The 12,938-nt window shown below is 32.4% G+C and carries 16 protein-coding genes; 2 read left to right on the top strand and 14 right to left on the bottom strand.

The annotated features are described in order from the left end of the window. From nadE to AS157_RS08465, 10 genes are all read right to left on the bottom strand, one after another. The gene (gene nadE, locus AS157_RS08510) at positions 1 to 849 is read right to left on the bottom strand and encodes an NAD(+) synthase (RefSeq protein WP_077288770.1); all 849 of its coding nucleotides are present in this window, start codon (positions 847 to 849) and stop codon (positions 1 to 3) included. Then, positions 833 to 1,954, bottom strand: a complete 1,122-nt coding sequence (dnaJ, locus tag AS157_RS08505; RefSeq protein WP_077288771.1) for a molecular chaperone DnaJ — start codon at positions 1,952 to 1,954, stop codon at positions 833 to 835. The genes nadE and dnaJ overlap by 17 nt, the downstream gene beginning before the upstream one ends. A 4-nt stretch (positions 1,955 to 1,958) precedes the next feature. Beyond that, positions 1,959 to 2,510, bottom strand: a complete 552-nt coding sequence (locus AS157_RS08500; RefSeq protein ID WP_231450266.1) for a nucleotide exchange factor GrpE — start codon at positions 2,508 to 2,510, stop codon at positions 1,959 to 1,961. Positions 2,511 to 2,525: 15 nt separating this feature from the next. Further along, positions 2,526 to 3,539, bottom strand: coding sequence for a heat-inducible transcriptional repressor HrcA (gene hrcA / locus AS157_RS08495; RefSeq protein WP_077288773.1), 1,014 nt, complete (start codon positions 3,537 to 3,539; stop codon positions 2,526 to 2,528). Positions 3,540 to 3,655: 116 nt separating this feature from the next. Beyond that, positions 3,656 to 4,924, bottom strand: a complete 1,269-nt coding sequence (locus AS157_RS08490; RefSeq protein WP_077288774.1) for an MFS transporter — start codon at positions 4,922 to 4,924, stop codon at positions 3,656 to 3,658. Next, positions 4,921 to 5,427 carry a transcription repressor NadR gene (locus AS157_RS08485; protein ID WP_077288775.1) on the bottom strand — a complete coding sequence of 169 codons (507 nt, stop codon included), beginning with the start codon at positions 5,425 to 5,427 and terminating at the stop codon, positions 4,921 to 4,923. Before AS157_RS08485 ends, AS157_RS08490 begins: the two co-directional genes overlap by 4 nt. Before the next feature lie 134 nt (positions 5,428 to 5,561). Next, positions 5,562 to 6,194: a PAQR family membrane homeostasis protein TrhA gene (gene trhA / locus AS157_RS08480; protein WP_077288776.1), complete on the bottom strand. Its 633-nt coding sequence runs from the start codon at positions 6,192 to 6,194 to the stop codon at positions 5,562 to 5,564. After that, entirely contained in the window at positions 6,191 to 6,610 is a 420-nt protein-coding gene (locus AS157_RS08475) for an FKBP-type peptidyl-prolyl cis-trans isomerase (RefSeq protein WP_077288777.1), read from the bottom strand. Before AS157_RS08475 ends, trhA begins: the two co-directional genes overlap by 4 nt. A 55-nt stretch (positions 6,611 to 6,665) precedes the next feature. Continuing rightward, entirely contained in the window at positions 6,666 to 7,847 is a 1,182-nt protein-coding gene (locus AS157_RS08470) for an MFS transporter (RefSeq protein WP_077288778.1), read from the bottom strand. Then, positions 7,840 to 8,781, bottom strand: coding sequence for a radical SAM/SPASM domain-containing protein (locus tag AS157_RS08465; RefSeq protein WP_077288779.1), 942 nt, complete (start codon positions 8,779 to 8,781; stop codon positions 7,840 to 7,842). The genes AS157_RS08470 and AS157_RS08465 overlap by 8 nt, the downstream gene beginning before the upstream one ends. Positions 8,782 to 8,868: 87 nt before the next feature. Between AS157_RS08465 and AS157_RS08460 the strand changes: the two genes are divergently transcribed. Next, positions 8,869 to 9,888 (top strand): M20/M25/M40 family metallo-hydrolase, encoded by a 1,020-nt coding sequence (locus tag AS157_RS08460; protein ID WP_077288780.1) that lies wholly within the window; start codon positions 8,869 to 8,871, stop codon positions 9,886 to 9,888. Next, positions 9,888 to 10,892 (top strand): M42 family metallopeptidase, encoded by a 1,005-nt coding sequence (locus tag AS157_RS08455; protein ID WP_077288781.1) that lies wholly within the window; start codon positions 9,888 to 9,890, stop codon positions 10,890 to 10,892. Before AS157_RS08460 ends, AS157_RS08455 begins: the two co-directional genes overlap by 1 nt. A 20-nt stretch (positions 10,893 to 10,912) precedes the next feature. On the opposite strand, the gene AS157_RS08450 is transcribed toward AS157_RS08455, so the two are convergent. Genes AS157_RS08450 through AS157_RS08435 form a run of 4 tightly spaced genes read right to left on the bottom strand, consistent with a single transcriptional unit; the run spans position 10,913 to position 12,922 of the window. After that, the gene (locus AS157_RS08450) at positions 10,913 to 11,140 is read right to left on the bottom strand and encodes a DNA-directed RNA polymerase subunit omega (protein WP_077288782.1); all 228 of its coding nucleotides are present in this window, start codon (positions 11,138 to 11,140) and stop codon (positions 10,913 to 10,915) included. Then, entirely contained in the window at positions 11,124 to 11,756 is a 633-nt protein-coding gene (gmk, locus tag AS157_RS08445; RefSeq protein ID WP_077288783.1) for a guanylate kinase, read from the bottom strand. Before gmk ends, AS157_RS08450 begins: the two co-directional genes overlap by 17 nt. Before the next feature lies 1 nt (position 11,757). Beyond that, on the bottom strand, positions 11,758 to 12,042 hold the full coding sequence (locus AS157_RS08440) for a DUF370 domain-containing protein (RefSeq protein WP_012056339.1): 285 nt from the start codon (positions 12,040 to 12,042) through the stop codon (positions 11,758 to 11,760). 16 nt (positions 12,043 to 12,058) lie between these two features. Then, positions 12,059 to 12,922, bottom strand: a complete 864-nt coding sequence (locus tag AS157_RS08435) for a YicC/YloC family endoribonuclease (RefSeq protein ID WP_077288853.1) — start codon at positions 12,920 to 12,922, stop codon at positions 12,059 to 12,061. Positions 12,923 to 12,938: the final 16 nt, after the last annotated feature.

Genomic DNA, 12,938 nt, shown 5'->3' with positions numbered 1-12,938 from the left:
TTATCCCTCAATGCTAATATTTCTTACTTTATTTCTAAACTTCCCAATCTCATACAATCTCTTTACTTTTTTTACTTTTTCCGGATCTTCATCGGATAAGTCTTTATTTTGTACTATTTTCTTTAGGATCCTATCTAAAGTAGGATAGTCTAACTCAAAGACTTCTTCATCACTAAGGCCAGGTATCAAATCTGGTGAGGCAGGTTTTTCAAGGATTCTTTCTGGAATGTTTAAAAGTTTCCCCAACTTGTACACTTCCGTTTTATAAAGATGAAGTAAAGGTTCAACATCTGTAGAATCATCCCCCCATTTTACGTACAAACCTGTTAAAAATTCCGTCTTGTTAGTTGTACCCACCACTGCATAGTTTCTCTTTTCAGCTTCTTTGTACAAATAAACCATTCTAATCCTATGCTTTATTCTATAATAACTTATTCCTTTTAGAAATTCTTCATCCTCTATACCTAAGACATCAAATTCAAACGGATTACCTTTGTTCTTATACTTATTCCATCTACTTTTTGCATATCTTTCTTTTATTTTAAAGGGAACAAATAAAGCCGGTGGATAATATTTATAAACTCCAAATTTTCTAACTATTCTACTTATATTTTTAACTTCATAATCAACATTAAAATACTCACAAACAAACCTTGCATCTTTTATTGAATCTCTTGGACTATCTCTCTCTGGAAGGATAAAACATTTTATTCTACTTTTTTCTAACACTCTCACCAATAAACCAAGAACTACCGCAGAATCAACTCCCCCACTTACCCCCAAAACAGCTCCTGAAAATCTATACTCTTTAAAAAAATTCTCTAAAAATTCTTCAACTCTCTTCAACATCCTTTCCCCTCAACTTTGCTATCTCTTTTAATAACTTTTTTTCAGTTCTTGATACCCTACTTGGAATCTCAACTCTAACCCTCAAAATTAAATCTCCTCTTTTCCCCGTTCTCATATCAGGCAATCCTTCACCATATACATATATTTCTTGTCCATGTTGAACACCCGCTGGAATTTTTACCTCTTTTATTTTACCATTTGGCATTCTAATTTTTACCTTTGTACCCAAAATTGCTTCCAAATAATCTATTTTAATCTCTTTAATTAAATCATTTCCCTTTCTTTCAAAATCAGAGTATCCAACAACTCTTACGTGAACATACAAATCACCATATTCTCCTCCATTATACCCGGCATTTCCTCCTCTTTGTATTCTCAAGATAGTTCCATTTTCAATACCAGCTGGAATGTTAACTTCAACTTTATATCTTTTCTTTATCCTTCCTGTTCCACCACAAGTATGGCAACTCTCCCCAGGAATTTTTCCTGTTCCACCACAATGATTACACGTATATTGGTTTACAATAACACCTAAAAATGTTCTCCTTTCTTCTCTAACAGTACCTGTCCCATGACACTTTGGACAAGTAATCCAACCACTACCAGGCTCAACTCCTTCACCGTTACAATGTTCACAAACCTCGTATCTATCATATTCAAGCGGTATCCTTATTCCGGTAAACAACTCCTCAAAAGACACATCAACGGAAATATTTATATCTTCTCCTCTTTTTGGTCTTTTTGCTCTCTTTCTTGAAGATGTTCTTTGATCACCAAAGAAAATATTGAAAATATCGTTGTTTATAAAATCACCAAAGTCTTTAAAAATATCCTCAAAACCGCCAAAACCGCCAAATCCACCTCCGGCATTCGGTGGTACATCTCCCACATAACCATACCTATCATACATCGCCCGTTTTTCAGGATCAGAAAGCACATCGTATGCTTCCTGAATTTCCTTGAATTTTTCTTCCGCTAACTTTCTATTCTCATAATTTCTATCGGGATGCCATTTTTTTATAAGTTTCTTATATGCTTGCCTTATTTCATCTTGGGATGCGTTCCTTGAAACACCAAGAATTTCATAATAATCTTTTTTGGCCATAAAGTCACCTCCTAGGCTTTACCGAGACCTTAACCTTTGCAGGTTTTAAAATTCTTCCTTTAAATTTATAGCCATCCTCTACAACTTCTACAACAGAATATTCTTCTTTTTCCTCATCTTCAACCCTTTCTACCGCTTCATGTTCGAATGGATCAAATTTATCACCTACTTTAACTTCTTCAAGTCCAAAACTCTCCAACAATTTAAATAAATTCTTATAAATCAATTCAATTGCCTTGTAAAATTGTGTGTTTCTTTCTTCATCAGTCGCATTTGAAAATGATCTTTTAAAATCATCTAAAATTGGCAAAAATCTTTCCAAAATCCTTCCCATCGTTGAAACTGCTATTTGTTCTTTTTCTTTGAGCACATCTTTTTTGTAATTTTCAAATTGAGATTTTAATACACGTGCATAATTTTCAAATTCTTTTAACTGTAACTCTAATTCCTTTATTTTTTCTTTTTGTTCTTCCACAATTTTCTCCGGTGTTTTTTCCCCTTTTACCTCTTCATTCTTTTCTACATTCTTTATTTCATTTTTCATTTCTTTTTCCACTTCAATCACCTCCAATTATTCAACATTTCTTGCAACAATAGTAAAATATTCAGTAAGTCTGTTAACCACATATTCCACACTATCAAATACCTTAGAGTAATCACTAAATTTATCAAAAATTACGGCAATTCTCCCCACTTCTCGCTCAAAGACAAAATAAGGCATTATCAAAACTGCATATTGCTCAAAATTTCTTATATTATGTTCCTTTCCTATGTATATCCCTTCACCTAGTGAAAAAATTTGCGGATAAAATTCAGAATTTGTAGAAATTTTTACAATTTCTCTTAACTTATCTTCACCAAATTTCTTTGCATTCACAAGATTAAATACTCCTTCAATAATGTATTCATCGTATTTCTCAGATGCAATTCTTTCAGAAAGTTCTATAAACTCTTTTAATCTCCCGCCAACCCATGAAAACTTTTCAACCACTTCTTTTAATTTTAATTTAAAATCACTCAAAAGTATTCCATCAAGACTTTTATTCAAAAACTCTTCAATTTCCAATATATTAGAAATTTCGGAATGTTGTATAGGAAGAACAGAAGTAAGTCCCAATTCAGTAATAATGTTTACAATGGAAAAGGTCTTTGTAACTGGAGTTAGTACAATCCTCCTAACCCTAAGATTCATGGGATTAGGTTTTTCTATAATAACAAAAGCTTTTAGAGTATTTGATAAAAGCTTTGCAGCACCTCGGATGATTTTATCCAAATCACCTATTGGAAAATCCGTTCTAACATCTATGGAAGAACCTACTTTTTTTGTCTCTTTTCTCACCTTTAAGACTTCATTTACATAAAACTTCAATCCCTTATCCGTAGGAATACGTCCCGCAGAAGTGTGGGGTTGAAAAACATATCCCAAATAATCCAACTTTCTCATGTCGTTTCTAACAGTTGCTCCACTCCACTCTAAATTCGTTGTTTCTAAAATCTTTTGAGAACTTACGGGAATACCAGATTTTACATACTCTCTAACTAAACAATATAGAATTTTCTTTTGTCTATCGGACAAATCTTTCATATTTCCACCTCTTTATCAGAGGAATTATCACTCTCATACTTTGTCTGATAATAGTATAACATAAAAAAATTGAACAGTCAATTAAACAAAAAATGGGCATCGTAAGATGCCCAAAATTATCCAACTGGTTTATCTTTAGTTTCCACACCAAGAATCAATACTAATAGACCTGTAATAATTGAAAATATTGCAGTATACGAAAGCGCGGCAACTATAGATTTATCAACAAAGTATCCCGTAAAGTATGGTGCTATTATTCCAGCAACCCTTGCCATTACACCTGCTACTCCATTTGCAGTACCTCTAAATGAGGTGGGAAACAACTCTGGGGTATACGCATATACTAATCCCCAGACTCCTAAAGTAAAGAATGAAAGAACTAAAACAACAAACAAAAACGTAATATTTCCAGAGGCAAGAAATAGGAAAAACGAAGAAAGTCCCATTCCTATAAAATACACGGATAAAGTCTTTTTCCTTCCCCATTTTTCTATTAAATAAGCCACAGAAAGATATCCAGGCAATTGGGCAAGGTATACAAAAAATGTATACCATTTTGCTTTAGTTATGGTAATTGAAAGGTTTTCCACAAAAACCCTAGGTGCCCATGAAAAAAGTGCGTAATACACAAAGCTTACGACAAACCAAGATATCATAACCAAAATAGTTTGTTTAACGTATCTACTTTTAAACAGAGCACCAAAAGTAACTTTCACCTTTTCCACACTTTCAATATCATCTGGAACATCACCATATCTCTCTTTTAAAGCTTTTATACCATTTCTTTCAAAAAGATACTTTGGAGTTTCGGAATTTTTTAAAAGCGCTATTAATATCAACAACCCTAATGAAAAAATATAAAAATTCCATCTCCAGCCAAATCTTTCCCCGAAAGTTACCGCAAAAAGTGCTATTAATATACTTCCAATTGCCCAACTGGTTTCCAAATATACTAAATACCTTCCTCTAAGTTTTATCGATGTAAATTCAGAAAGATAAGTATTCGCCGAAGGTAAAAGTCCTCCATATCCAAAACCAGATAAAAATCTCAAGAAATAAGCTATTGAATATCCCTTCGAAAAGCCAAATAATACCGTAAAAATCACGGAAATTAACAAGTAAAAAATAGTTCCGGTCTTTCTGCCAAAGTAATCCAAAATCACGCCAGACAACAATGCACCAAAAAGCATGCCCAAGAATGTTGCACTAACAAGAGAACTTGCCATGGTTTTTGAAAGTTGCCATTCTGAAATTAAATCCGGAAGAACAAATGGCATAACCATAACACCAGCAGATCCTACTATCCATATTAAAGAAGTCAAAATTAAGAGACTTCTTTGTTTTTCTTTTGAAACTACACTATCAATGACTTGATCAATTTTCACTTTTTCACCTCCAAAAGATAATCCTTTAAAGCTTCCAATATCTTTTCCATAACCTCTTTATTTGGAGCTTCTATAGTATGTATGTGAACACCTCCGGATAATTTTAAAAGCGGAGTTGCATTTGAACTCTTCATAAGGGCCATAAACTTTGCAACATCATCCAGTGTTGCAATATCAAGCCTACCATTAATTTCACCGTAAAGAGGATGCTCAACTATAACATCTATTACTTTTCCGCCAGCATTTACAACTTTCAAAAGTTCATCGTAAATCTCGTTTTCAGAATGTTTTACGGCAATCATCTTTCTGACAAAATCCCTTTTCCTCTCTAGAATATAACCATCTCTTGTTGAAAAAATCTTGTGCCCCTTTGTCTTTAAAACAGATATATCTTGAACTATTATCTGCCTACTAACTCCCAACATCTCCGCTAAATCCTTACCTTTAACAGGACCTTTTGAATCAGACAAAATCACCAAAATCTTTTTTAATCTTTCTTTCATCTTATCACCTCAATTATTAGTTTACATTTTTACACAGCAAATGTCAAATAACGGCATATAAAAAATCCAGGTTGCTCTGAATTTATTACACCAAAGCTACCTGGACTTTGTCAAATCTACATATTGAAATTATTTTAAATTGAAAGTACTGCAAAATAATGGAAAATACTACCTAAAATTACAAACAAATGCCATATCATGTGATGAAATTTTATCTTTCTATACATATAGAAAATAGTACCAATTGTATATGCCAAACCACCTAAGAACAACAAAATTATTCCTTGCCTATTAAAATTGACCCATAAATTCCTTATAAAAAACACTATCATCCATCCCATTGCAATGTAAATAAGCGTAGAAATTATCATATATTCTTTGACAAAAAATACTTTAAATATAATACCGATAGTTGCAAGTACCCACATTATTGAAAACAAAATCCATCCAAGTCTTCCACTAATAACCAACAACAAAAATGGGGTATAAGTTCCAGCAATTAGTAAAAAAATTGCGGAATGATCCATTATTTCAAATATAGCCTTAGCCTTCCTATAACTTATCCCATGATACAATGTAGAAATTAAATAAAGCAAAAATAGCGTAACACCAAATATTGTAAAGGAAACGATTTTTAACACTCCACCACTCATTGAAGCATATACTATCAACCAAACAAGCCCAAATAATGCTATCAAAGCTCCTATTCCATGGGTTATTGCATTTGCAATTTCCTCACTCAGTGAATATTTTTCTATATTCTTCATAGTATGGAAACTATTTCAACGTCAAATATTAAATTTTTACCCGCTAAAGGATGATTGGCATCGAGCATAATCTTATCTTCATTAACTTCTGAAACTCTAACAACAAAAGTTCCACCATCTGGTTGATGTACCTCAAAAAATTGACCTACTTGTACATCTTCTGGTAATTTTTCCTTTTCAACGGGGAAAACCAAATCTTCTCTATATTCCCCATAAGCTTTATCATAAGGAACATTTATTGTCTTTTTTTCGCCTACCTCCATACCAATAATTTGTTCCTCAAAACCAGGAATAACCTGTCTTTCCCCAACTACAAATTGTAACGGTTCTTTTCCTTCTGAACTATCAAAAATTTCTCCATCTTCAAATCTTCCCACATAATGTACCAATACCTTATCTCCTTTTTTTATACCCATAATACCACCTCACAAAATTAAAAGTACTACTTAATTATACATCACAAAAGAAATTTTACAAATCTTTACATTTAAAGATTTGTGAGAAGACTAATAAAATAGCTCCTAGTACCATTATTCCTACTCCAATTCCATATTCATTACTCAAAAACCCCATCAAAAATGAAAACATAGCACTTAAAAATGTTTTTACTTGAGATTCAACCGATAATACAGAAGCAAGAGCCTCCGATTTTTCGCTGATATACGCCACAGCAATAGGTCTTCTGATATTCTCCAAAATGTACAAAAAGAAAAAGAAAATAATAGAAAGAAAATACAATTTATACACATACGAAATACCTATTAAAATCACATTTATCGCACCCAAAAAGAGCGTTAAATTTAACCCCTTCTTAAACTTCCAGGAATTTTTTGATGCCATTGAAGTAAGTATATAAAGTCCAAAATAAATTATTCCCACCAAAACAGATGTTCTCTTTTCCTTTGATACTTCCAAAAAAATGGGAATAGTTAAGGCAAAAGACTCAATAACTGGTTGTAAATAATCCTTTAAACTTTTAAATATTGCCGAGTAGCCTGTAGCATTTAAGAGTAATTTTAGAGTCTTCCAGTTTGAGATAGCTCCCCAAAAATCCTTCAAAGTTTCCTTTTTTGACTTCTTAGATGAAAAATCAAGGTCTTTAGGATAAGTAGAGAGATTTACGAGATTAACAACATAAGGTATAACTGCCAAAAGAAAAATTAATTTGTAATCCCCACTAAAAAAGACAATAACTGCCGCAAGCAAAGAGTTTAAAGCAGAACCCAATTGTGACGCAGCACGAGTTGCACCATAATACTGAACCTTTAAATCCTCCATATTGTTCAATTTCAAATACCGGAAAATCATAGCCTTGTGTGTCCCTGTTCTAAATGCCTCACCAAATGAGAAAAAAATCATAGCAACAACAAAAAGAAGAAAGGATTTAAAAAAGTAAAATACAAGAAATGAAATTATATAAGAAATCATGGAAAAAATCATGGATTTTCTTCTACCGTATAAATCTGCAAATACTCCCGTTGGAACTTCCAAAATATTTGTTGCTAAACTCCTTATTGTATAAAGTACACCAATTTGAAAATAATTTAAACCTGCAGACAAAAAAGCCAATATAAAAAACGGTTCAAAGAAACGTAAATTCTTCAAAAAACCATACGCTTGAAATTTTCTAAATTGTTTGTCTTTTTTAATCATTACCCTCAACCTCGCAAAAAATAGGATCATACTTTAAATTCATATTTTTCGCAAAAGCCCTACAACCACCAAAACACCTTTTAAACATACTACATGCTTTACAATCATTCAATAAAATATCTGGATCGTAACTTTTCCATATTTCTTCAAAAGATTTTTCATTCAAATTTCCCATGTAATATTCTTTATCGTACCTAAAATGTCCACAAGGCACAACAGTACCGTCTACCAATACTGATGCATGAGTTCTTCCAGCAGAGCACACCCCTCCTGAAATATTTTCTTCAACGTAAAAATTAATACTATTCTTGTGCTTTTCAATCAAGTGCCTTACATATTCTATCTCTTTCTTATTTGGTGTCAAAATCTTTTTATACAATTGTCCCCTTCCAACTGGAACAAATCTATCTACGTATAGTGAAACACCATGCCTTTTAGCAAAATTTATCATATCTTCAAAGTACAAATAGTTTTTTTTGTTGATAACATGCAAAATTGTAACGTCAAAACCTGCTTCCACAAAGTTCATAAAACCTTTGTAAGTTTTATCAAAAGTTCCTTTTCCACGTATAAATTCGTGTATATCTGGCAAACTTCCATCAAAGGAAATTCCCACTTTAAGCTGTGGATAAATCTTTTTTATTTTTTTTACAACTTCTTTACTTGCAAGGGATGCATTTGTATTTAACATCACATCTAGTCCAATACCAACAGCATATTCAATTATTTCGTAAATATCAGGTCTTACCAAAGGTTCTCCACCAATCAAATCTACTGTTTCTACATGTGCACTTTTTAATTCATCAAGTACGTGTTTAACTTGTTCAATTGAAAGTTCTACTTTTGACTTTTTCCCCGCATTGCAATAACAATGTTTACACGCATAGTTACAAGCTGTGGTAAGTTCAAATTCAACAATCTTTGGTCTTCTCATATCTCTCCTCCTTTCTTTTTATTAGTATATACCAAATTCTTTAAAATTGTGATAAAATCTTGTTAGAAAAATTAAAGGAGGGATAAAGTGGATACAAAAGAATTAATTATAAAATTGACATCAATTCCAGGACCATCGGGCTTTGAATCAGATGCTGTTAATACTATTGAAGAAATAATGAAAGATTTTTCCGATGAAATTTTCAAAACAAAACTTGGAAGCTTAGTATGTGTAAAAAAAGGAAAGGGAAAGGGAAAAGTTGGATTATTTGCACATGTTGATCAACTGGGATTTGTTATTTCAAAAATAGATGAAAAAGGTTTTGCCTATGTTTCACCAGTAGGCGGTTGGGATCCAAAAGTGGTAATTGGGCAACGTGCAAAGATTATATCTAGAAAAAACAAAACATTTGATGGCATATTTGGTTTTTTAGCACCTCATCTGCAAAAAAAAGAGGAAAGAGGAAAAGTGCCAACATTTAATTATTTGTTTTTAGATATAAGCATCAATAAAGATTGGAAAGAAATCTCAGTTGGTGACTTAGTTGTTTTAGATGAAATAGAAGGCTTTGAACAAAATAACTACGTATTTGCTCCAGCACTCGACAACAGGGCAAGTTGTGTTTCTCTAATCAAAACAGCATCATTATTGCAAAAAATAAAACACGAAGTTGACGTATATTTTATCTTTTCAACTCAAGAAGAAATAGGTGGCCCAGGTGCACCTACTGCAGCGTATTTTTCGGATTTAGATTATGCATTTGTAATTGATGTAACACACGGTGATGAAAATATTCCTGGCTTTGAAAAAATAGAGATAAACAAAGGTCCAGTAGTTGCAATTGGACCAGTAGTAGATAAAAAATTCAACGAATTGGTACAAAATACAGCAAAAGAATATGGAATTCCTATTCAATTTGAACCTATTCCACGTAGGAGCGGTACAGATACAGACGAAGTACAACTAACCAGAAAGGGTATAAAAACACAGTTACTATCTATACCACTTAAATATATGCACACACCATACGAAAAAATTTCCACAGATGATGTAGAAAAAATATCAAAACTCATGGCATTTACTATCTCTGAATTGGAGGTGCAATAATGTATCTTAAAGAACTTTCAGAAATTAACGGAGTATCTGGTAATGAACATAAAGTCAGGGAATTTATAATTGATAAGATAAAAGATAAAGTTGATAAATTTTGGGTTGATAACCTTGGAAATCTCATTGCTTTAAAAAAGGGAAATGGAAAGACAAAAGTAGTATTAGATGCACACATGGATGAAGTAGGATTTATGATAACAAATATAAACGAAGATGGTACTCTATCTTTTATGCCAGTTGGCGGCATAGATCCCAGGGTTGCAATTGGAAAAAAAGTGATAATTAATGATGAAATAATAGGAGTTATAGGATTTAAAGCCATACATTTACAAGATAATCCACTAAAAACCCCCGAATTTTCACAATTAAGAATTGATGCGGGATTTTCGTCAAAAAAGGAAGCTGAAAAAAAAGTAAAAATAGGAGATTATGCATCATTTACCACAAAATACAAAGAAATAAACAATTTCGCAACTGGAAAAGCATTTGATGACAGAGGTGGATGTAGTATATTAATAGATCTCATTGAAGACAACATAAAGTCAGAATATGACTTATACTTTGTCTTTAGTGTTCAGGAAGAAACTGGGTTAAGGGGTGCTGCTGTTGTAGTTGAACAAATAAAACCAGACTTTGCAATAGCAATTGAGACTACTACCGCAGGGGATAATCCAGAACTTGACAAAGAACTTTGGGCTACACATATCGGAGATGGTCCTGCTCTAACTTTTATGCATTCTGGATATGTAATAGATAAAAGATTATTTGAAACATTGGTAAATACAGCAAAGGAAAACAATATCCCCTTCCAATACAAAAGAAGAACAGCAGGAGGAACTAATGCCGCAAGATATGCAAGAAGTGCCTATGGTGTACCAGCAGCTGTAATTTCTATACCTTCAAGGTATATACACAGTCCATTAATAGTTATTGATCTAAATGATTATAAAAACACGTATTTATTATTAAAAACATTCCTTGAAAATGCTCCTATAAAATAAATGGCTCCGAACGGAGCCATTTATTTTACTTCTGGAATAAGTACTTTCAAAATTTCTTCATTTTTGATTCTAACATATCCTTCACTTAGCTCCTTAAAGGCAATGCTCACGTAATTATTGTCCCACGTTTCGACATAAGGATGTGCAAACTCCTTTAAATTTTCTGCTCTTTTTGCAACAGCAATGGGAACAGCAAACTTATACGGTATTTTCTCCAAAAGCTTGTCATAATTAATAACTGGTCTCATCTTTTAACACCCCTTTAAACAGATTTTTTCTCAATTTTTCGTCTAAAATACGCCTAGTCTTATAGGATTCAGCTATAACTATTGACTTCATAGCAACTATAGATTTTTCAAGGTCGTTATTTATAATCAAATAATCAAACGCATTGATTTGAGACATTTCCCATTTCGCATTTTCAAGTCTCTTTAACATTGATTGTTTATTTTCCGTACCTCTCTTTAATAACCTCTCTCTTAAAACCTCATAACTAGGAGGTGCTACAAAAACAAATACCGCATCATCAAAATTTTTCTTTACCTGCAATGCACCTTGTACATCTATATCTAATATTATTCTATAACCCTTTTTTATATTTTCAACTACAAATTCTTTAGGAGTACCATATAAATTCCCATGAACTTTGGCCCATTCTAAAAACTCTCCGTTGTCTCGCATTTCCATGAATTTTTCCTTTGAAATAAAAAAATAATCAACACCATCAATTTCTCCAGGCCTTGGGGGCCGCGTCGTACATGATACGGAAAACGTCACCTTATCTAATTTATTCAACAAAGCACTTATTATACTTGTTTTTCCAACCCCTGATGGCCCACTTACAACTATTAAAGTTCCTTTCATACTATCCCTTTCTTCTTATTCTTTCTAATTGTTCTTCTATTTCAAAGAAGGATTGCATAAATCTTTGTGCAATTGTTTCTGGTTGGATAGCACTTAATATAATATGATTACTATCTGATATAAGGATTGCCCTTGTCTTTCTACCATACGTGGCATCTATAAGTTTTCCCTCCTCTTTTGCATCCTCTTTTAACCTTTTTAAAGGAGCACTTTCTGGATTTACTATAGCAACTATCCTATCACCAGCAATCACATTTCCAAAACCAATATTAATAAGACCAAACATATTTACACCTCCCGGATTATTCTATATTCTGTATTTGTTCTTTCAATTGTGAATTAACATATTTACCTTCTAAAGCTAGGTTCGTTATTTCTAGCACTCTACTCTTTGAAAGTATAGTATTAAATTCCCTATGTACTTCTTGTGTTAAAAAATTCAATAGAGTGCCGACTGGTTCATCTTTTAGTACTAACTCTTGCATTCTATCGATATGGCTATTTAACCTCGATATTTCTTCCCTAATATCTGCTTTATCGGCTATAAGAGCAACTGCTGTTTCAAATTGATTCACATCCATCTCTACATTATTGGGCAAAATTTCTTCAACATTTTCCCTTATCTTTTTTGCTATTACTTCTTTTAAATCAAGCGATAATTTGTTTATATTTTCCACTATTTTCTTTAATCTCAACACCATCTTATTGATATCAACAAATAATTTTTCCCCTTCTTTTTTTCTCTCTTCAACGAGTTTTTCCAAAGTTTCAACAATAATATTTTTAACAAAATCCCACAATTCCTCTATAACTTCATCATCTAGATCTCCTCTAAAAATCTCCCTGAAAATTAACAAATCACTCAAACTCAACAAATTTTGTATTCCCAGACTTTCCCTTAATCCCTCAAGGGTTTCAAAATAAGATTTTGCCATGGCAAAATCCACGTTCAGACTTATTGGAACCAAAAATTTAACACCAATTCTCAAGTGTACCTTTCCTCGTTTCAAGTAATTGGAAATTATCTGATTAATCCTTATTTCTTTTGAAGATAAATAATAAGGGATAGATACCGAAATATCTAACCCCTTTGAATTAAGGGTTTTAATTTCACAATAAACCTTGTATTTTTCAGAAACTTTTTCCAATTTTGAATAACCAGTCATACTTTTCAATTTAATC

This window comes from Thermosipho sp. 1244 (assembly GCF_018588215.1).
Lineage (GTDB): Bacteria > Thermotogota > Thermotogae > Thermotogales > Fervidobacteriaceae > Thermosipho > Thermosipho affectus.
The sequence above is the reverse complement of the archived record's forward strand: the minus strand, read 5'-3'. Positions and strand labels throughout refer to the sequence as shown.